Here is an 18654-nt window from a genome sequence, read left to right as displayed (position 1 = left end):
ATGGTGCGCAGGACGAGGGTGGGGCACATCCTCTTCGGAAGGCCCGCAGCAGGGCGTAGACAGGTGGCGTAGTGGCGCTTTGCTGAATGCCGCCGCGCTGGGTTCGGCCCAGGCGACGGCTTGTCGAAAGGTCAGGTCGGCTGGGTCGCCTGCATCGATGGTCGCTGGCTGACTTCGGCGTACCAGGCGGCCAGGCGCGGGTAGCGATCGCGCCAGCCCAGCTCGGGCTGGCGCAGGTCCAGATAACCGAGAGCACAGGCGACCCCGATGGCGGCGATGTCGAAGTGGCAGGCCAGCTCGGCGGCGGCGTCCTGTTCGAAATAGGCGAGGGCGCGCTCGATCTTGTCTTTCTGCGCGGCCAGCCAGCCGTCCCAGCGCTTTTCCTCCGGCCGCAGGAAGGTTTCGTAGCGCGTCAGTACGGCAGCGTCGAGGATGGCATCGGCCAGCGAGGCCAGGGTCAGTCGCCGCCAGCGCGCCGTGCCGTCGCGCGGGATCAGCGGCTCGCCGACGTGCTGGTGGTCGAGGTAATCGAGGATCACCCGGCTGTCGTGCAACACGCTGCCATCCTCCAGGCGCAGCGCGGGAATCTTGCCGGCCGGGTTGTCGGCGTTGAGTTCGGCGCTGGGGTTGACCGGGCTGAGCGCCACCGTGTGCAGGGCCACGCGATCGAGCTGGCCGGTCTCGTGCAGCAGCACCATCACCTTGCGCACGAAGGGCGAGGCGGGGGAGTGGAACAGGGTCAGGCTGGGGGTGGACATGGAAACTCCTTTTTTCGTCGTTCGGGCGGATCAATAACGGATCACCACAAGCCGGTCGGTACCGGACTCCGCGCCCCAGACCTCACCGACCCGGCCGAGCATCTGCCGTACGTTGGCATTGCCCTGATCGCTGGGGAAGGCTTGGAAGCGCTCGCTCTCCGGATCGAAACGCAAAATGGCATTGGCGGAGAAGTCGGTCACCCAGGGGCGGTCCTGCTCGTCGACATACACCGAGTAGGTGCGCGGACTGTCGCCGGGCAGCTTCCAGCTCTTCCAGCTTCCATCCTCGGGGGCGTAGCGGCTGAGTTGTCCACTATTCCATTCGCTGACCCACAGGCGACCCTGGGAATCGCTCCAGATGCGCCGGGCGCCCTGGTTGGCCGTCGGCGGCTGGATGATTTCGGCCTTGGCCGAAACCGGGTCTACGTGGGCGATGTGGCTGCCGGCCAGCGAGGCGTACCAGACCTCGCCATCCGGCGTCACGGTGATGCCGTAGGGCCCGCGTCCGCCGGGTGCCGCCCAGGCTTCGACGGTCCGCTTCTGCGGGTCGAGGCGGCCGTAGAAACCGTTCTGCCCGGTGAACCAGAGGCGCCCGTCGTTATCGAACGCGGCCGTGTTGAGGTTGGCGTTGGCGGCATTGTCCGGCAAAGGGAACACCTCGACGCCAAGGCGCTCGGGATCGACCCGGACAATGGCATTCAGCCCGCTGTCGGTGACCCAGGCGGCGCCATCCGGGCCGACGATCACGCCATGCGGCGCCGAACCCTGGCCCAGCGGGACCTGCTCGGTTTCGCCGGTCTTCGGGTCCAGACGGCCCAGCGCGCCCTGGCGCTGGGCGGTGTACCAGACAAGTCCGTCCGGCGCGGGCGCCACATCGTGAGGGCCTGCGCCCTTGGGAACGGCATAGTAGCGAACGTCTTCCGCCCGCAGCGGCAGGGCCAGGACGCTGCCCAGCAGCAGGATCAGCAGTAAAGGGATGGAGCGGCGCATGGGGCCTCCTTGTGAGTGGAGTCTCATGGGATGAGAGGGAGTGCAATGATTCCGTGTGAGATGCGTTGCGGGATTGTCACGTCGGTTCGTCACACTCTAGGTCAGGTCATCCCGGGTGGCTATGCTCCGGGGATCGATTGCGCCTGTCCATGAAGCAGTCTTCGCAATCCATACCTATGCTCTTGAAGTGCCTATTCCGGGGCTTTCAGGCCATCGCGGAAAATGCCGTGGGGGAGCCACTCGACGAAAGTCGCACTGGCGCTCGCCGCTCAGGCTGCTAATTTCAGATGGCCATAACAACAACAAAATCTGGAGGACCTATGTCCGTTTCCAAGCAAGAGGCCGCCAAGGCCTATTGGAAAGAGAACTTGCGGCTGATGTTGACGCTGCTGGTGATCTGGTTCGTGGTTTCGTTCGGCTGCGGGATTCTGTTCGTGGAACAGCTCAACGCCATCAAATTCTTCGGCTTCCCCCTCGGCTTCTGGTTCGCCCAGCAAGGTTCCATCTACGCCTTTGTGGTCATGATCTTCGTCTACGTCTGGAAGATGAATCAGCTCGACCGCAAATACGACGTTCACGAAGACTGAGGCGCCGAGCATGGATACCCAAACCCTGATCTACCTCGTGGTGGGCGCGACCTTCGCGCTCTATATCGGTATCGCCATCTGGACCCGTGCGGGCTCCACCAGCGAGTACTACGTCGCCAGCAAGGGCGTGCACCCGGTACTCAACGGCATGGCCACCGGCGCCGACTGGATGTCCGCGGCCTCGTTCATCTCGATGGCGGGGATCATCTCCTTCATCGGCCTGGACGGCAGCGTCTACCTGATGGGCTGGACCGGTGGCTACGTGCTCCTGGCCATGTGCCTGGCACCCTACCTGCGCAAGTTCGGCAAGTTCACCGTGCCGGAGTTCATCGGCGAGCGCTACTACTCGCAAACGGCGCGTCTGGTGGCTGTGGTCTGTGTGATCTTCATCTCCTTCACCTACGTGGCCGGGCAGATGCGCGGCGTTGGCATCGTCTTCTCCCGCTACCTGGAAGTGGACATCAACGTCGGTGTGATGATCGGCATGGCCATCGTGTTCTTCTACTCCGTGCTCGGCGGCATGAAGGGCATCACCTACACCCAGGTGGCGCAGTACTGCGTGATGATCTTCGCCTACATGGTGCCGGCGATCTTCATTTCCATGCTGATCACCGGTAACCCGATCCCGCAGCTGGGCTTCGGCAGCGACGTGTCCGGCACCGACACCTCGGTCCTCGACCGTCTGAACGGCCTGGGTGCCGAGCTGGGCTTCACGCCGTACACCAATGGCACCAAGTCCACCATCGACGTGTTCTTCATCACCATGGCCCTGATGGTGGGTACTGCCGGTCTGCCGCACGTGATCGTTCGCTTCTTCACCACCCCGACCGTGAGCGATGCGCGTAAATCCGCCGGCTATGCCCTGCTGTTCATCGCCATCCTCTACACCACGGCGCCGGCCGTGGCGGCCTTCGCCCGTACCAACCTGCTGACTTCCATCCCGAACAAGACCTATACCGAAGCCCCGGCCTGGTTCAAGACCTGGGAAAAGGCCGGTCTGATCGCCTGGATGGACAAGAACAACGACGGCATCATCCAGTACGGCCCGGGCGCTCCGTTCGCCGGTGCTCCGACCTTCACCGCCGAGCGTGGCGAGCAGGGTCAGCGCATGGTGAGCAACGCCGCTACTCCGGCTGCTACCGAACTGTACGTCGACCGCGACATCATGGTTCTGGCCAACCCGGAAATCGCCAACCTGCCGGGCTGGGTGATCGCCCTGATCGCTGCCGGCGGACTGGCAGCAGCCTTGTCCACCGCGGCGGGCCTGTTGCTGGTGATCTCCACGTCGATCTCGCATGACCTGCTGAAGAGCAACATCATGCCCAGGATCAACGAGAAGCAGGAACTGCTCGCCGCGCGCATCGCTGCCGGCGTGGCGGTGATCGTGGCCGGCCTGTTCGGCATCTACCCGCCGGCCTTCGTGGCCCAGGTGGTGGCCTTCGCCTTCGGCCTGGCGGCGGCATCGTTCTTCCCGGCCATCGTCATGGGCATCTTCTCCAAGACGATGAACAAGGAAGGCGCGATCGCCGGCATGGTGGTGGGCCTGGCCTTCACCTTCAGCTACATCGTGTACTTCAAGTTCATCAACCCGGCAGCGGACAACGCCGCCAGCTGGTGGCTCGGGGTTTCCCCGGAAGGCATCGGTACCCTGGGGATGATCTTCAACTTCGTGGTCGCGGTGGTGGTATCCCGCCTGACTTCGGCTCCGCCGGAGCACATCCAGCACCTGGTGGAAGACATCCGCATCCCGCGCGGTGCCGGTGCAGCCGTCGCCCACTAAGCGTTGCCAGCAACAGACGAACGCCCCGGCTTGCCGGGGCGTTTGTTTTTTGGCGGCGCTGTTTCTGGATTATTCAGCGGCCGGGGATCAGTTCCTCGGTTCGGCAAAGGCTCAGAGCGAGTAGGCGTTCCGGCGGCGGCGCCAGACGTTCAGGCGGCGGTCGAGGGCGAGCAGGTTGTCCATTTCCTGACGGCGGGCGCGGCTGAACAGGATCAGGGCCAGTTCGGCGGTGGCCAGGGCGTCGGCGGCGGCGTTGTGACGCTGCTGTACCTGCAGGCCGAAGTGCTCGACCCAATCGTCCAGGCCGCCCCGGCCCACCTTGGCGTGGGGACAGAGCATCGGCGCGACTTCGGCCAGGTCGAGGAAGGGATGGCGCAGGGTGTAGCCGAGGCTGGTTTTCAGCGCACGGGCCAGCATGCGGCGGTCGAACGGGGCGTGGAAGGCCAGCAGCGGGCTGTCGCCGACGAATTCCATGAAATCCAGCAGGGCTTCGGCCGGCTCGGTGCCGGCGGCCAGGGCGCTGGGGGCGATGCCGTGGATCAGTACGCTTTCCTTGAGCACCAGTTGGTCGCGCTGCAGGGTGCATTCGAACTGGCTACCGAGATCGATGCCGCCGTCCTCGATGGCCACCGCACCGATGGACAGCACTTGGTCGCGGCTGGTGTTGAGGCCGCTGGTTTCCAGGTCGACGACGATCATGCGCTGCTGTCGCAGGGAGACTTCGCTGAGACCCTGGGGCAGGGACAGGCAATCGCGGCGTTCCAGTTGCTCCTGGGTCAGGGCGGGGCCGCGCAGGGTGGTCAGCCAGGTGAATTTGCTCATAGTTGGTATCGCACGGCCAGGCTGCTTTGCAGGCGCTGGGCTTGTCGGAACGACTCGCGCAGGATGCGCCGGTCCAGGTGGTTCAGCGTGTCCGGGTCGAGGCGATTGGAGTAGGGCTGGCCCTGCCGCGCCTGGTGTTGGTGCTGCTGCATGCGGGTCTGCTGGATGAAGTGGTAGGCCTCTTCGTAGGCGGCGCCGTCCAGGGCTTCGATCTCGCCGATCGCTACCAGCCGGCGCAGGCGTTCGAGGGTGTTGGTCGCCGCCACGCCGTGGGCCAGGGCGAGCAGGCGGGCGCCGTCGACGAAGGGCGTGAGGCCCTGCACCTTGAGGTCGAGGGTGTCCTTCTCGGCGCCCTTGCGCGCCACCACGAAATCGCGGAAACGCCCTACCGGCGGGCGCTGGCGCAGGGCGTTCTCCGCCAGCATGTGTTGGAACAGGCTGTTGTCCGCGATCTGTTCGAGCAGCTCGTCGCGCAGCCGGTCGCAGCCGTCTTCCGGCCCCCAGACCGCGCGCAGATCGAAGTAGATGCTCGAACCCAGGAGATTCTCCGGGGTGGCCTCGCGCACGAAGCGGGTGAAGCGCCGCGACCACTCCATGTAGGACAGGCACAGTTCGGGGTTACCGGCCATGATGTTGCCCTTGCACAGGGTGAAGCCGCAGCGGGCCAGGCGCTGGTTGATCTCCTGCGCCAGCGGCAGCAGTTTGCCGCGGATCGTGGCGGCTTCGGCGGCATCCTTCGCGTCGAAGAGAATGCCGTTGTCCTGGTCGGTGTGCAGGGTCTGCTCGCGGCGGCCTTCGCTGCCGAACACCAGCCAGGTGAAGGGAATCCCCGGATCGCCGAGGTCCTCCAGGGTCAGTTCGATCACCCGGCTGACGGTGTGGTCGTTGAGCAGGGTGATGATGTGGGTGATCTGGGTGGAGCTGGCGCCGTGGGCGAGCATGCGGTCCACCAGCAGGCGGATGTCGCTGCGCAAGGCGGCCAGCGTCTCGACACGGCCGGCATGGCGGATGGTGCGGGCCAGGTGGACCAGATCGACCCGCTGCAGGGAGAACAGGTCGCGCTCAGAAACCACGCCGCAGAGCCGTTCATGCTCCACCAGGCAGACATGGGCGATGTGCCGTTCGGTCATGGCGATCGCCGCGTCGAAGGCGCTGGCTTCCGGCGAGAGATGGAAGGGCGACGGTGTCATCACTGCCTGGATCGGCCCATCCAGATCGATACGGCCGTCCGCGACCACCTTGCGCAGGTCGCGCAGGGTGAAGATGCCCAGTGGCCGCTGCTGGGCATCGACGATGACGATGCTGCCCACGTGCAACTCGTGCATCTGCCGCACCGCCTCGCGCAATGGCGTATCCGGGGCGCAGCTCACCGGTTGGCGCATGGCCAGCTCGCCGAGGCGGGTGTCGAGGGAATATTGCGCGCCAAGGGTTTCCACCGCGCGTAGCTGGACCTGCTGGTTGACCTGATCGAGCAGGCTGCTGACGCCGCGCAGGGCGAAGTCGCGGAACGGGTTGGAGAGGGCGAACAGTTTGACGAAGGCCGGCTTGCTCAGCAGCAGGCAGAAGGTGTCCTCGGCCGCCAGGTGCTCGGTGCGCGTGGCGCGTTCTCCGATCAGCGCGGCCAGCGGGAAGCATTCTCCCGCGGCGATCTCGAAGGTGGTCTCGGTGCCACGCTTGGCGCTGTGCGGGCGCTCGCCGTGCACACGGCCCTGCTTGACGATGTAGAAGTGCTCGACCGGGCCGTCGCTGGGCTTGATGATCGACTCGCCCTCGGCATAGAAGCGCAATTGGCAGTGCTCGACCAGATAGGCCAGGTGGCCGGTGTCCATCTGATTGAACGGCGGAAATTTCTGCAGGAATTCCAGGGTACCCTGGACGTTCTGCAGCACTGCCTGCTTGCCCGCCTGGGCGAAGGCGTCCGCTTTGCTCATGCCGGTGTCCTTTCTTATCGTGGGGATATGGTGTGCCGGGCGCAGCGCCGGGCACATTGGACGTAAGTCTAGTGGGGGCTGCCCGGGAGGCCATCCGGCGAGCGGCTGTACAGCTTTAGTGTTGCCGTCGAAACTAGCAGCAGGCTCATCACAAGGACATCGCCATGGACCAACCGCTGCTGATTATCGGCTCCTATCTTTCTCCCTACGTGCGCAAGGTACTGCTCATGCTGGAGCTGAAGGGGGTGGCCTACTGCATCGATCCCATCGTGCCCTTCTTTGGCGACGACACCTTCGCCCGCCTGAGCCCGTTGCGCCAGATACCGGTGCTGGTGGATGGCGACTTGGTGTTGAACGACTCCTCGGTGATCTGCCAATACCTGGAAGAGCGCTACCCACAGCCAGCGCTGTATCCCGCCGACATCGCCGACCGCGCCCGCGCGCGCTGGCTGGAAGAGTACGCCGACAGCCGCATGGGCCAAGTGATCATCTGGCAACTGTTCAACCAGAAGATGATCGGCCCGGCGGTCTGGGGCCGCGAGCCGGACCCGGCGGTGCTGGAAAAGACCTGCAACGAGGACCTGCCTGCCATCCTCGACTACCTCGAGGGTTGGTTACCCGTCAGCGGCTGGCTGTTCGGCGAACTGTCCATTGCCGACCTCAGCGTCGCGGCCTTCCTGCGCAACGCCCAGTTCTCCCGCTACGAAATCGACGCCGAACGCTGGCCGAAGCTGGCGACCTTCTACCGGAACGCGCTGGCGCTGGATGCCTTCCAGCACTTGGCCCGCTTCGAGATGACCTGCGCGAAAACACCCATCGCCCAACAACGCGCGGCGCTCCGAGAGGCCGGCGCGCCGCTCAGCGAACAGACGCATTTCCGCGAACGTCCGGTGCGGGGGCCGATGAGTCGCTGAGGAGCGTGCAGTTGCTGCGACTCGCCTCACAGGCTGCCGATTGTCGAAGTGTAAGCAAGATGCCTACACTTCTTGCCTATGAAAGCGATATTCTTTGAAACGACGAGCTTCTCTGCCACCGTCCATGACTATCTCGTCGAGGACGAATATCGGCGTATGCAGAATCACTTGATAGCCCATCCCGAGGTGAGAACCGTCATGCCAAGAACAGGTGGGTTCCGCAAGATGCGTTGGCAGGACGGTCGTCGATCCAAGGGAAAGGGGGGCGGTCTGCGAGTCATCTATTACTGGCTTGCCACGGAGTGTCAGTTTTGGATGTTCGCCATATACGACAAGGATGAATTGGAAAACCTGACTCGGGATCAGGAAAAGGCACTCGAGCGTGCCATCAGCCATGAGCTGAAACTACGAGGTGTTATATGAAGAAACGGGATCTGTTTTCGGAGCTGATGCAAGGCGTTGCCGAGATGGCCGTTCATCGTGAAGGCAAGATCACGCTGCGCCAGGTCACGTTGGAAGCCAAGCCGGCTCCGGAGGTAACGGCCGAGGAAATCGTCGCCCTGCGCAAGAAGCTGCGCATGTCTCAGGCGGTTTTCGCTCGGCATATCCGTACCAGCCCGGGTACCCTGCGTAATTGGGAGCAGGACAAATCCAAGCCGAATCCGCACGCCGCCATCTTGATCAAGCTTGTCGAGCGTTACCCCGACATGGTCGAGCGGCTCGAAGCTGTTTGAATCGCAATCATCGATAAAGAACGCCCCGGCAAGCCGGGGCGTTCTTTATTTGCGAGGCAGCGAGCGATCAGAGACCGTTCTTCGCCTTGAACTCGCGGCGGCGGCGGTGTAGGACCGGTTCGGTGTAGCCGTTCGGCTGCCGGGTGCCTTCGACCACCAGTTCCAGGGCGGCCTGGAACGCGATGTTGTTGTCGAAGTCCGGTGCCATCGGGCGGTACAGCGGGTCGTTGGCGTTCTGGCGGTCCACTACCGGGGCCATGCGCTTGAGGCTTTCGACGATCTGCTCGCGGGTGACGATGCCGTGGCGCAACCAGTTGGCCAGCAGTTGGCTGGAGATGCGCAGGGTGGCGCGGTCTTCCATCAGGCCGATGTCGTTGATGTCCGGCACCTTGGAGCAGCCGACGCCCTGGTCGATCCAGCGCACCACGTAGCCGAGGATGCCCTGGGCATTGTTGTCCAGCTCGTTGCGGATTTCCTCGGCGGACCAGTTGGTGTCCTGGGCCAGCGGGAGGGTCAGGATGTCGTCCACGGAGGCCGGCTCGCGCTTGGCCAGTTCGGCCTGGCGGGCGAACACGTCGACCTTGTGGTAGTGCAGCGCGTGCAGGGTGGCGGCGGTCGGCGACGGCACCCAGGCGGTGTTGGCGCCGCTCATCGGGTGGACGATCTTCTGCTCCACCATCGCCGCCATCAGGTCAGGCATGGCCCACATGCCCTTGCCGATCTGGGCGCGGCCCTGCAGACCGGTGGCCAGGCCGATGTCGACGTTGTTGTTCTCGTAGGCGGCGATCCACTTTTCGCTCTTCATCGCGGCCTTGCGCACCATGGCGCCGGCTTCCATGGAGGTGTGGATTTCGTCGCCGGTGCGGTCGAGGAAGCCGGTGTTGATGAACACCACGCGCTCGGCGGCGGCCTTGATGCAGGCCTTGAGGTTGACCGTGGTGCGGCGCTCCTCGTCCATGATGCCGACCTTCAGGGTGTTGCGCGGCAGGCCGAGCACGTCTTCGACGCGGCCGAACAGTTCGTTGGTGAAGGCGACTTCTTCCGGGCCGTGCATTTTCGGCTTGACGATGTACACCGAGCCGGTGCGGCTGTTCTTGCGGGTGGTGTTGCCGTTCAGGTTGTGCACGGCGATCAGGCTGGTGACCAGGCCGTCCATGATGCCTTCCGGTACTTCGAAGCCCTGGTTGTCGACGATGGCGTCGATGGTCATCAGGTGGCCGACGTTGCGCACGAACAGCAGGGAGCGGCCGTGCAGGGTCAGTTCGCTGCCGTCCGCCTTGGTGTAGACGCGGTCCGGGTTCATGGTGCGGGTGAAGGTGCTGCCGCCCTTGGACACGGCCTCGGCGAGATCGCCCTTCATCAGGCCCAGCCAGTTGCGGTAGACCACTACCTTGTCGTCGGCATCGACGGCGGCGACCGAGTCTTCGCAGTCCATGATGGTGGTCAGCGCGGCTTCCATCAGCACGTCTTTCACGCCGGCGGCGTCGGTGCGGCCGATCGGGCTGGTCGGGTCGATCTGGATTTCGAAGTGCAGGCCGTTGTGCTTCAGCAGCACGGCCGCCGGGGCTGTGGCGTCGCCCTGGAAGGCGATGAACTGGGCGGCGTTCTTCAGGCCGGTCTGGCTGCCGTTCTTCAGGTTGACTACCAAGGCGCCGTTCTTGATGGCGTAGGCGGTGGAGTCCACGTGGGAGCCGTTTTCCAGCGGCGCGGCTTCATCGAGGAAAGCACGGGCGAAGGCGATCACCTTGGCGCCACGGATTTCGTTGTAGCCCGGGCCCTTGGTGGCGCCATCGGCTTCGCTGATCACGTCGGTGCCGTAGAGGGCGTCGTACAGCGAGCCCCAGCGGGCGTTGGAGGCGTTGAGGGCGAAGCGCGCGTTCATCACCGGTACGACCAGCTGCGGGCCGGCCATGCGGGCGATCTCTTCGTCGACGTTGGCGGTGCTGGCCTGGAAGTCGGCCGGTTCCGGCAGCAGGTAGCCGATTTCCTGGAGGAAGGCTTTGTAGGCTGCGGCGTCATGAGGCTGGCCGGCGCGGGCCTGGTGCCAGCCGTCGATGCGGGCCTGGAGCTCGTCGCGCTTGGCCAGCAGGCTGCGGTTCTTCGGTGCGAGGTCGTTGATGACCGCTTCGGCACCGGCCCAGAAGGCGTCGGCGGAAAGGCCGGTACCGGGAATGGCTTCGTCGTTAACGAAGTCGAACAGGACTTTGGCGACCTGCAGGCCACCGACTTGAACGCGTTCAGTCATCACTTGCCTCACTCTGTTCAGCTTTACTCAATGCCGGTCCGGACACGGTTTCCCGTCTTGTAGTCCAAGGCGCGGCATACTACATCAAGATTCCGGGAAAATCAGTGGGCACGCGTCGCTCTGCGACCAAAATACGAGATGTGGTCACGGAATGATTTTTTGTGCTCAAAATTTCGAGATATTGTTTCATGGATTGAAATATTTCGTACACGAGAATTTGCGTATGCCTGTCGGAGCCCTGTGTCGCTCCACCGAGCGCAGGCGACAGAGCAACCTATACTCCCCGCCAACCCTTGCGGAGTTCGACATGCAAGTAAGACCCGCCACCCCGGCCGACCTGCCGGAACTGACCGAGTTGTTCGCCGGCTACCTGGATTTCTACCGGGTAACCAAGCCGATCCCGGCCATCGCCGCCTTCCTGCACGACAGGTTCGAGCGCGGCGACTCGCAGGTGCTGGTGGCTTGCGAGGCGAGCGGTCGGTTGTGCGGGTTCGTCCAGTTGTATCCGCTGCAGGCATCGCTGGCGCTGGCACCGGCCTGGTTGTTGAGCGATCTTTATGTGGCTATCGGGGCGCGTCGCCAGGGCGTCGGCGAGGCGCTGATGAATGCCGCCCGGGCGCATGCGGAAGCCAGCGGCGCCTGCGGCCTGCAACTGGAGACGGCGAAGACCAATCGGGCGGGCCAGGCGCTTTACGAGCGCCTGGGTTACGTGCGCGACGACACTTTCTACACCTACTGGCTGAGCCTCGAGCGCGGCTGACGGTAACGGTTTTCACGACGAGGAAACGAGCATGGATCATCTGGTACTCACGGTGATTGCCCAGGACCAGCCGGGGCTGGTCGAGCGGGTCGCCAAGTGCATCGCCGAGCACGGCGGCAACTGGCTGGAGAGCCGCATGTCGCGCATGGCCGGGCAGTTCGCCGGCATCCTGCGGGTGGCGGTGCCGGCGGAATCCCATGATGAGTTGGTGGACGCGTTGCAGGCCCTGAGCCTGCACGGCATTCGCGTGCTGCTGGCGCAGAGCGGGCTGGAGCCGGCCTGCAACTGGAAGCCGATCCGCCTCGACCTGGTTGGCAACGACCGGCCCGGCATTGTCCGCGATATCACCCGCCTGCTCGCCGAGCACGGTGTCAATCTGGAAAGCCTGGTCACCGAAGTGGCACCGGCGCCGATGAGCAGCGAGCCGCTGTTCCACGCCGAGGCGTTGCTGGCGGTGCCGCTCAATCTCTCGCTCGATGTGTTGCAGGAACGCCTGGAGACCCTGGCTGACGACCTGATGGTGGAGCTGAACCTGCGCACGGAGCCTTGAGCTTATCCCCGCTCGTTGGGCACAACGTTGTGGATAACCTGGGGAGCCCCGGCGCGTGGCCACGTGCACTGGGGCTTTCAGCTAACCGATTGAAAAATAGGCAGTTTCGTGAGGTTGTTCACAATGCATGGGGATGCTTCTGTGGATAAGCCTGGGAGCATCCGCTGCGGCCCGCGCGTGGTGCGGTCCGCAGCGATTCGATCAGTTCTTGAGCAGCCTTAGCGGCTACGCAGTACCAACCACGCATCGACGCTATACACGGCCAGACCCGCCCAGATGCAGACGAAGGCCAGCAGCTTGGCCGGCTCCAGCGGCTCGCCGAATAGCAGGATCGCCTGTAGCAGCACCAGGGTAGGCGCCAGATATTGGAGAAAGCCCAGGGTGGTATAGGGCAGGTGGCGGGCCGCGGCGTTGAAGCAGATCAGCGGCACCAGGGTGATCGGGCCGGCGGCGGCCAGCCAGAAGATTTCCGGCATGGTCCAGCTACCGTTGCCCGCCTGGGGTGTGACCGCCAGCCAGATCAGCGCCGCCGGCAGTAACATCCAGGTCTCCACCACCAAGCCAGGGAGAGCGGCCACCGGTGCCTGTTTACGGATCAGCCCATAGAAACCGAAGCTCAGCGCTAGCACCAGCGACACCCACGGCAGGCTGCCGACCTGCCAGACCTGCTGCGCCACGCCCAGCGCGGCCAGACCCACGGCGACCCATTGCAGGCGGCGCAGGCGCTCGCCGAGCAACAGCATGCCGAGCAGCACGTTCACCAGCGGGTTGATGTAGTAACCCAGGCTGGCCTCCAGCATGCGCCCGTTGTTCACCGCCCAGACGTAAGTCAGCCAGTTCACCGCGATCAGTGCACCGCTGGCGGCCAGCACAGCGAGCCGTTTCGGGTTGTCGCGCAACTCGCCCCACCAGCCGGGATGCTTCCAGAAGAACAGCAGGATCGCGCCGAACAGGGCCGACCAGAGCACGCGGTGCACGACGATTTCCAGGGCCGGTACTTCCTGGATGGCTTTGAAGTAGAGGGGGAACAGGCCCCAGATGACATAGGCGCTCAAACCGAGCAGGTAGCCGCGGCGGAGATTGGCGGTGGCCATGGGATTCCTTGGTCAGGCTGTGATAACTCCGTCCGCACCTTCGCCGGAGCCGAAAAGGCCGGCTCGTCGCGGGTGAGAACGGGGTTCGAAATGGAGCCTGCCATTCTAGACGTCGCGACGACGACTTGTCTGGATGTTCAGATTTTTGCCGATTGTCTGGCGAATGAAAGCTGTAAGGCTGTCTTTACGGCTCCGTGATTGGCTTTCCAGAGCAACTGCTCCCGATGGAGTGTCAAAACAGCTTCAGCGGCTCTTCATCCAGCGCGGCCAACTGCTCCCGCAGCATCAGGATCTGCTCGCCCCAGTACCGCTCGGTACCGAACCAGGGAAAGCTCATGGGGAACGCCGGGTCGTCCCAGCGGCGGGCCAGCCAGGCGCTGTAGTGCATCAGGCGCAGGGCGCGCAGGCCCTCGATCAACGGCAGTTCGCGCGAGTCGAAATCGTGGAACTCCTGATAGCCGTCGACCAGTTCGGCGAGCTGGCCGAGGCGCTCCTGGCGTTCGCCGGCAAGCATCATCCACAGGTCCTGCACCGCTGGTCCCATGCGGCAGTCGTCGAGGTCGACGATGTGGAAAGTCTCGTCGCGGCACAGCAGGTTGCCCGGGTGGCAGTCGCCATGCAGGCGGATCGGCGTATAGCGCACACGCCGGAAGAGTTCGTCCAGGCGCTTGAGCAGGTCGCGTGCCACCGATTCGTAGGCCGGTAGCAGGCTGCGGGGAATGAAACCGCCTTCCAGCAGGGTCGCCAGCGAGGCATGGCCGAAGTTGTCCACGCCCAGGGTTTCGCGGTGTTCGAACGCACGGATCGCCGCCACCGCATGCAGGCGGCCGAGCAACTGGCCGAGGCGGTACAGCTGATCGAGGTTGCCCGGCTCCGGTGCGCGACCGCCCCGGCGCGGAAACAGGGCGAAACGGAAGCCGGCGTGCTCGAACAGCGTTTGTCCGTCGCGCTGGACCGGCGCCACCACCGGCACTTCGCATTCCGCCAGTTCGTGGGTGAAGCGGTGTTCTTCGAGAATGGCCGCGTCGCTCCAGCGCGCCGGCCGATAGAACTTGGCGATCAGCGGCTGCTCACCCTCGATGCCCACCTGATAGACGCGGTTTTCGTAGCTGTTCAGCGCCAGGATGCGGGCGTCGCTGAGGTAGCCGAGGCTTTCCACGGCATCCAGTACCAAATCGGGTGTAAGGGTATCGAAGGGGTGGCTCATGAACGGCTCCGGGCGGTAGGGCGCACAGTGTAGCGCCCCGGGCCCGTTCAGGTGCGCATCGGCGCGCTGCGACGTGGGTCGCCGAGGCCGTAGACCAGCAGCAGCAGGAGGAACGACAGCCCCAGCAGCGCGGCGGCCAAGCGGTGCGCTTCGGCGTAGCGCAGCGCCTCGACGTGCTGGAACAGGGCGATGGAAACCACTTGGGTCTCGCCGGGAATGCTCCCGCCGAGCATCAGCACCACGCCGAATTCGCCGAGGGTATGGGCGAAACCGAGGGTCGCGGCCACCAGCAGCCCGCGGCGCAGCAGTGGCAGGATTACCCGTTGCAGGCGCTCCCAGCGGCTGGCGCCGAGGCTGGCGGCGGCCTCCAACAGGCTGCGGGGGATTTCGCGGAAGGCCACGGTCAGGGGCTGCACGACGAAGGGCAGCGAGTAGATCACCGAGCCCAGCACCAGCCCCGAGAAGCTGAAGGCCAGTTGGTGTCCGGTCAGGCGGGTCCAGGCGGAGCCAAGCGGCGTGTCCGGCGCGAAGACCACTAGCAGGTAGAAGCCGAGGACCGTCGGTGGCAGTACCAGGGGCAGCGCCAGCACGGCATCCAATACCTGGCGCAGGCGCGTCTGTCGGCGCACCCGCCAGGCGGCCAGCGGCAGGCCGATCAGCATCAGCAACAGGGTGGACAGCCCCGCCAGGCGCAGGGTGATCCACAGGGCCTGCCAGTCTCCGTCAGTCAGCAGCACAGCCGGCGTCTCCAGGCAGGGCGTAGCCGGCGGCGGCGAGGGTGTCGCGTTGCGCGTCGAAGTAGGCGGCGAAGCGTTCGGCGGCGGCGCGGCGCTCCGTCTTGGCGAGAATCACACGCTTCTGCACCAGCGGGTCGTACAGCGCGGCGTCCACCTGCCAGTACCGATTGGCGGGCACCTTGCCGGCCATGAGCTGGCTGAGGGCGACGAAACCGGCGCCGGCGTTGGCGCTGGAGACGAACTGGTAGGCCTGGCCGATATCCTGGGCGTAGACCAGGCGCGGCTGCACCTTGGCCAGTTGGCCGCTGCGCTCCAGCGCCTGGATGGCGGCTTTGCCGTAGGGCGCGGTGTCGGGCTGGGCGATGGCGATCTTGCCGGCCGGGAGTGCGGCCAGGGTCGGTGCACTGGCAGGCGTCCACAAGGCCAGGCGGCCACAGGCATAGGGCCTGGCGGCTTCACCCTTGCCGCTGGTGGCGAGTTGCTCGGGGCGTTCGGCGTCGGCCGAATAGAACAGGTCGAACGGCGCGCCCCGGCGGATCTGCTCGAAGAAGGCACCAGAAGAACCGCCGGCGAGCTGCACGCTGACGCCGGTTTCCTGCTGGTAGCGGTGGGCGATCTGCTCCATCACCGGCAGCAGATTGGCCGCGACGGCAATGCGAATCTGCTCGGCAGCCTGGGCGGCGGGCAGGCTCAGCAGAGTCAGCAGGGCGAGGGCGGGAGTACGCAGACGCATCGGGGGCTTCCTTGATTAGAGTGGTGTACCGAGCAAGACCTGCTCGGGAGAGAACTGCACCTGCACGGGTGAGCCTTCGACGAGGTGGAGGTGGTGCAGGTGATCCAGGGCCGCCAGGGCACAGAGTGTCTGGCCACTGGGCAGGGCGATACGGACTTCGCTGGGGCCCTCTTCGGCCGGCAGGATGGTGTCGATATGGCCGAGGAGACGGTTATGGTCGGTCTCGCCGACCTCATCGGGTGCCAGCACATGCAGCCAACCGGCCTTGATCAGTGCGAATACGCGGGCGCCGACGGCCAGTTCCAGGCGTTCCGTGCTGTCGCGGGTGATCAGCGCGGCGATGCGCAGGGCTCCGTTCAGGGCGATCTCGATGCGGTCGTGGCGGCCGTGCGGCTCGATCGCCACGACGCGGCCGTGCAACTGGTTGCGGGCGCTGGTGCGCAGCATCAGGCGGCCGAGCAGGTCGAGGTCGGCGCTGTCCTCGGCGGCTTGCAGCACCTGGGCCTGGAGGCTTTCCAGGCGTTGGTAGAGCGCCAGCAAGCGCTGCCCGTCAGCGGACAACCGCGCGCCGCCACCACCTCGGCCGCCGACGCTGCGCTCCACCAGGGGCGTGCCGGCCAGGTTGTTCAGCTCGTCGATGGCGTCCCAGGCCGCCTTGTAGCTCAGCCCGGCGGCTTTGGCGGCGCGGGTGATCGAACCCTGCTCGGCGATCTGCTGCAACAGGGCGATACGCTGCGGCCGGCGTACTACGTGTTGGGCGAGGGAGGAGAGCGTGCTCATCGGTGTCGCTATATGGTTTCGTATATAGCGGTTGATGCTGCGAGAGGCTGAACATGAAGTCAAGCCAGCGCGGCGGGGCGAAACGCCGCAGTCTCAGCCTTCTCCCGGCCGAGGCGTGCGCGCCAGGCAATAGACATCCACGCGCGCCGCGCCGGCCTTCTTCAGCAGGCGCGCCAGGGCTTCGGCGGTGGCGCCGGTGGTCAGCACATCGTCGACCAACGCCAGATGGCGCCCCGCGACGTCGGCACCGGGCGACAGGGTAAACGCCTTGCGCAGGTTGCGTCGACGGGCGGCGGCGTCCAGTTCCTGTTGGGCCGGCGTGTCATGCGGACGCAGCAAGGTGCGTTCGTCCACTGGCAGTTCCAGGCTGCGGCCGAGCCAGCGGGCGAGCATCGCCGCCTGGTTGAAACCGCGCCGGCGCAGACGCTTGCTGGCCAGAGGGACCGGCAGCAAGGCAGCCGGGCGCGGTAGGCCCTCATCGAAGGCATGTTGCAGATGATGTGACAGGAGCCCGGCGAGCAGACGTCCCAACGGCCACTTCGCCTGATGCTTGAAGCGGGTGACCAGACTGTCCACTGGGAAAGCGTAGCGCCAGGGCACTTCGACCCGGCTGAAGCTGGGCGGGTGCTTCAGGCATTCGCCGCAGACCAGTCCCGTGCCGGGCAACGGTAGGGCGCAGAGGTCGCAATGCCCGCCGAGCCAGGGCAGGTCGGCTTCGCAGGCTGTGCAGAGCGGCAGATGTTCGTCGGCTGGCTCGTCGCATAGCAGGCAAGATTGTTTATTTTTTGTCCAGATGTAAACCTGGCGCTTGCTCTCTGGTTGACAGCGCATAGGGCTTCCCTAAATATGCCGGACATCCGTGTCGCGCCTGCCACTGTACAGGCGCTTGCCACCCATAAGGAATCATCGATGAGCGCCACCGCCGCCGCTTCCGAACTGCGTCACGATTGGACCCTCGCCGAGGTCAAGGCCCTGTTCGAACAGCCCTTCAACGATTTGCTGTTTCAGGCCCAGACAGTGCACCGCGCCCACTTCGACCCGAACCGCGTACAAGTCTCGACCCTGCTGTCGATCAAGACCGGCGCCTGCCCGGAGGACTGCAAGTACTGCCCGCAGTCCGGCCACTACAACACCGGGTTGGAGAAAGAGAAGCTGATGGAGGTGGAGAAGGTCCTCAAGGCCGCCGCCGAAGCCAAGGCCATCGGCTCCACCCGCTTCTGCATGGGCGCCGCTTGGAAGCACCCGTCCGCCAAGGACATGCCCTACGTGCTGCAGATGGTCAAAGGCGTGAAGGCCATGGGCCTGGAAACCTGCATGACCCTGGGCAAGCTCGACCAGGAGCAGACCCGCGCGCTGGCTGAGGCCGGCCTCGACTACTACAACCACAACCTCGATACCTCGCCGGAGTTCTACGGCAACATCATCACCACCCGCACCTACGGCGAGCGCCTGCAAACCCTGGCCTACGTGCGCGAGGCGGGGATGAAGATCTGCTCCGGCGGCATCCTCGGCATGGGCGAGTCGCTGGACGACCGCGCCGGCCTGCTGATCCAGCTCGCCAACCTGCCGGAGCACCCGGAGTCGGTGCCGATCAACATGCTGGTGAAGGTCAAGGGCACGCCGCTGGAGCAGGAGAAGGACGTCGATCCGTTCGACTTCATCCGCACCCTGGCCGTGGCACGGATCATGATGCCGAAATCCCACGTGCGCCTGTCCGCCGGCCGCGAGCAGATGAACGAGCAGATGCAGGCCCTGGCCTTCTTCGCCGGCGCCAACTCGATTTTCTACGGCGAGAAGCTGCTGACCACCGCCAACCCCCAGGCGGACAAGGACATGGCCCTGTTCGCCCGCCTCGGCATCAAGCCGGAAGAGCGCGAAGAACACGCCGACGAAGTGCACCAGGCAGCTATCGAACAGGCCCTGGTCGAGCAGAAGAACAGCGAGCTGTTCTACAACGCGGCATCCGCCTGACCTGTAGGGGCGAATTCATTCGCCTGGGTTGCCCCTCGGGCGAATGAATTCGCCCCTACAC

General features: G+C 65.0%; 19 protein-coding genes. 8 read left to right on the top strand and 11 right to left on the bottom strand.

What is annotated here, in order from left to right:
• Nucleotides 1–131: 131 nt before the first annotated feature.
• Both PIN01S_RS12765 and PIN01S_RS12760 read right to left on the bottom strand, forming a co-directional pair.
• The gene (locus tag PIN01S_RS12765) at nt 132–758 is read right to left on the bottom strand and encodes a glutathione S-transferase (RefSeq protein ID WP_084336051.1); all 627 of its coding nucleotides are present in this window, start codon (nt 756–758) and stop codon (nt 132–134) included.
• 30 nt (nt 759–788) lie between these two features.
• Entirely contained in the window at nt 789–1748 is a 960-nt protein-coding gene (locus tag PIN01S_RS12760) for a Vgb family protein (protein ID WP_084336050.1), read from the bottom strand.
• Between the two features lie 320 nt (nt 1749–2068).
• On the opposite strand from PIN01S_RS12760, the gene PIN01S_RS12755 reads away from it, so the two are divergent.
• Entirely contained in the window at nt 2069–2335 is a 267-nt protein-coding gene (locus PIN01S_RS12755; protein ID WP_084336049.1) for a DUF4212 domain-containing protein, read from the top strand.
• Between the two features lie 10 nt (nt 2336–2345).
• Entirely contained in the window at nt 2346–4115 is a 1770-nt protein-coding gene (locus PIN01S_RS12750; RefSeq protein ID WP_084336048.1) for a sodium:solute symporter family protein, read from the top strand.
• Nucleotides 4116–4226: 111 nt separating this feature from the next.
• Here PIN01S_RS12750 and PIN01S_RS12745 read toward each other — a convergent pair whose 3' ends face one another.
• Nucleotides 4227–4937 carry a 3'-5' exonuclease gene (locus PIN01S_RS12745; RefSeq protein WP_084336047.1) on the bottom strand — a complete coding sequence of 237 codons (711 nt, stop codon included), beginning with the start codon at nt 4935–4937 and terminating at the stop codon, nt 4227–4229.
• Complete coding sequence (locus PIN01S_RS12740; protein WP_084336046.1) at nt 4934–6868, bottom strand: putative nucleotidyltransferase substrate binding domain-containing protein; 1935 nt, start codon at nt 6866–6868, stop codon at nt 4934–4936. The genes PIN01S_RS12745 and PIN01S_RS12740 overlap by 4 nt, the downstream gene beginning before the upstream one ends.
• Nucleotides 6869–7032: 164 nt before the next feature.
• On the opposite strand from PIN01S_RS12740, the gene PIN01S_RS12735 reads away from it, so the two are divergent.
• The 3 genes from PIN01S_RS12735 to PIN01S_RS12725 all read left to right on the top strand — a co-directional run bounded on the left by PIN01S_RS12735 (nt 7033) and on the right by PIN01S_RS12725 (nt 8516).
• The gene (locus PIN01S_RS12735) at nt 7033–7782 is read left to right on the top strand and encodes a glutathione S-transferase family protein (protein WP_084336045.1); all 750 of its coding nucleotides are present in this window, start codon (nt 7033–7035) and stop codon (nt 7780–7782) included.
• 78 nt (nt 7783–7860) lie between these two features.
• On the top strand, nt 7861–8205 hold the full coding sequence (locus PIN01S_RS12730) for a toxin (RefSeq protein ID WP_084336044.1): 345 nt from the start codon (nt 7861–7863) through the stop codon (nt 8203–8205).
• A complete protein-coding gene (locus PIN01S_RS12725; RefSeq protein ID WP_084336043.1) occupies nt 8202–8516 on the top strand; it encodes a helix-turn-helix domain-containing protein in 315 nt (104 codons plus the stop codon). Before PIN01S_RS12730 ends, PIN01S_RS12725 begins: the two co-directional genes overlap by 4 nt.
• A 67-nt stretch (nt 8517–8583) precedes the next feature.
• Here PIN01S_RS12725 and PIN01S_RS12720 read toward each other — a convergent pair whose 3' ends face one another.
• Nucleotides 8584–10761 (bottom strand): malate synthase G, encoded by a 2178-nt coding sequence (locus tag PIN01S_RS12720; protein ID WP_084336042.1) that lies wholly within the window; start codon nt 10759–10761, stop codon nt 8584–8586.
• 307 nt (nt 10762–11068) lie between these two features.
• On the opposite strand from PIN01S_RS12720, the gene PIN01S_RS12715 reads away from it, so the two are divergent.
• Nucleotides 11069–11521 carry a GNAT family N-acetyltransferase gene (locus PIN01S_RS12715; RefSeq protein WP_084336041.1) on the top strand — a complete coding sequence of 151 codons (453 nt, stop codon included), beginning with the start codon at nt 11069–11071 and terminating at the stop codon, nt 11519–11521.
• Nucleotides 11522–11552: 31 nt separating this feature from the next.
• Nucleotides 11553–12071 carry a glycine cleavage system transcriptional repressor gene (locus tag PIN01S_RS12710; protein ID WP_084336040.1) on the top strand — a complete coding sequence of 173 codons (519 nt, stop codon included), beginning with the start codon at nt 11553–11555 and terminating at the stop codon, nt 12069–12071.
• Nucleotides 12072–12289: 218 nt separating this feature from the next.
• Here PIN01S_RS12710 and rarD read toward each other — a convergent pair whose 3' ends face one another.
• From rarD to PIN01S_RS12680, 6 genes are all read right to left on the bottom strand, one after another.
• Nucleotides 12290–13165: an EamA family transporter RarD gene (gene rarD / locus PIN01S_RS12705; protein ID WP_084336039.1), complete on the bottom strand. Its 876-nt coding sequence runs from the start codon at nt 13163–13165 to the stop codon at nt 12290–12292.
• A gap of 232 nt (nt 13166–13397) precedes the next feature.
• The gene (locus tag PIN01S_RS12700) at nt 13398–14372 is read right to left on the bottom strand and encodes a serine/threonine protein kinase (RefSeq protein WP_084336038.1); all 975 of its coding nucleotides are present in this window, start codon (nt 14370–14372) and stop codon (nt 13398–13400) included.
• Nucleotides 14373–14419: 47 nt separating this feature from the next.
• Complete coding sequence (gene modB / locus PIN01S_RS12695; RefSeq protein WP_084336037.1) at nt 14420–15109, bottom strand: molybdate ABC transporter permease subunit; 690 nt, start codon at nt 15107–15109, stop codon at nt 14420–14422.
• Nucleotides 15096–15842 carry a molybdate ABC transporter substrate-binding protein gene (gene modA, locus PIN01S_RS12690; RefSeq protein WP_084336122.1) on the bottom strand — a complete coding sequence of 249 codons (747 nt, stop codon included), beginning with the start codon at nt 15840–15842 and terminating at the stop codon, nt 15096–15098. Before modA ends, modB begins: the two co-directional genes overlap by 14 nt.
• Before the next feature lie 15 nt (nt 15843–15857).
• A complete protein-coding gene (locus PIN01S_RS12685) occupies nt 15858–16622 on the bottom strand; it encodes a TOBE domain-containing protein (RefSeq protein ID WP_084336036.1) in 765 nt (254 codons plus the stop codon).
• 93 nt (nt 16623–16715) lie between these two features.
• The gene (locus PIN01S_RS12680; RefSeq protein WP_084336035.1) at nt 16716–17453 is read right to left on the bottom strand and encodes a ComFC family protein; all 738 of its coding nucleotides are present in this window, start codon (nt 17451–17453) and stop codon (nt 16716–16718) included.
• A gap of 78 nt (nt 17454–17531) precedes the next feature.
• Between PIN01S_RS12680 and bioB the strand changes: the two genes are divergently transcribed.
• Nucleotides 17532–18593, top strand: a complete 1062-nt coding sequence (bioB, locus tag PIN01S_RS12675; protein ID WP_084336034.1) for a biotin synthase BioB — start codon at nt 17532–17534, stop codon at nt 18591–18593.
• The last annotated feature ends 61 nt before the right edge of the window (nt 18594–18654 follow it).

It is taken from the genome of Pseudomonas indica NBRC 103045 (genome assembly GCF_002091635.1).
Classification (GTDB): domain Bacteria; phylum Pseudomonadota; class Gammaproteobacteria; order Pseudomonadales; family Pseudomonadaceae; genus Pseudomonas_M; species Pseudomonas_M indica.
Note: the sequence above shows the minus strand (reverse complement) of the source record. Positions and strands in the feature narration are given on the sequence as shown.

Bases quoted from the DNA above. Each gene is read 5' to 3' on its own strand.
- PIN01S_RS12685 (WP_084336036.1), bottom strand. From the start codon at position 16,622: ATGAGCACGCTCTCCTCCCTCGCCCAACACGTAGTACGCCGGCCGCAG.
- bioB (WP_084336034.1), top strand. From the start codon at position 17,532: ATGAGCGCCACCGCCGCCGCTTCCGAACTGCGTCACGATTGGACCCTC.
- PIN01S_RS12765 (WP_084336051.1), bottom strand. From the start codon at position 758: ATGTCCACCCCCAGCCTGACCCTGTTCCACTCCCCCGCCTCGCCCTTC.
- PIN01S_RS12710 (WP_084336040.1), top strand. From the start codon at position 11,553: ATGGATCATCTGGTACTCACGGTGATTGCCCAGGACCAGCCGGGGCTG.
- PIN01S_RS12760 (WP_084336050.1), bottom strand. From the start codon at position 1,748: ATGCGCCGCTCCATCCCTTTACTGCTGATCCTGCTGCTGGGCAGCGTC.
- PIN01S_RS12715 (WP_084336041.1), top strand. From the start codon at position 11,069: ATGCAAGTAAGACCCGCCACCCCGGCCGACCTGCCGGAACTGACCGAG.
- PIN01S_RS12755 (WP_084336049.1), top strand. From the start codon at position 2,069: ATGTCCGTTTCCAAGCAAGAGGCCGCCAAGGCCTATTGGAAAGAGAAC.
- PIN01S_RS12745 (WP_084336047.1), bottom strand. From the start codon at position 4,937: ATGAGCAAATTCACCTGGCTGACCACCCTGCGCGGCCCCGCCCTGACC.
- PIN01S_RS12725 (WP_084336043.1), top strand. From the start codon at position 8,202: ATGAAGAAACGGGATCTGTTTTCGGAGCTGATGCAAGGCGTTGCCGAG.
- PIN01S_RS12735 (WP_084336045.1), top strand. From the start codon at position 7,033: ATGGACCAACCGCTGCTGATTATCGGCTCCTATCTTTCTCCCTACGTG.
- PIN01S_RS12740 (WP_084336046.1), bottom strand. From the start codon at position 6,868: ATGAGCAAAGCGGACGCCTTCGCCCAGGCGGGCAAGCAGGCAGTGCTG.
- PIN01S_RS12720 (WP_084336042.1), bottom strand. From the start codon at position 10,761: ATGACTGAACGCGTTCAAGTCGGTGGCCTGCAGGTCGCCAAAGTCCTG.
- PIN01S_RS12700 (WP_084336038.1), bottom strand. From the start codon at position 14,372: ATGAGCCACCCCTTCGATACCCTTACACCCGATTTGGTACTGGATGCC.
- rarD (WP_084336039.1), bottom strand. From the start codon at position 13,165: ATGGCCACCGCCAATCTCCGCCGCGGCTACCTGCTCGGTTTGAGCGCC.
- PIN01S_RS12730 (WP_084336044.1), top strand. From the start codon at position 7,861: ATGAAAGCGATATTCTTTGAAACGACGAGCTTCTCTGCCACCGTCCAT.
- PIN01S_RS12750 (WP_084336048.1), top strand. From the start codon at position 2,346: ATGGATACCCAAACCCTGATCTACCTCGTGGTGGGCGCGACCTTCGCG.
- modA (WP_084336122.1), bottom strand. From the start codon at position 15,842: ATGCGTCTGCGTACTCCCGCCCTCGCCCTGCTGACTCTGCTGAGCCTG.
- PIN01S_RS12680 (WP_084336035.1), bottom strand. From the start codon at position 17,453: ATGCGCTGTCAACCAGAGAGCAAGCGCCAGGTTTACATCTGGACAAAA.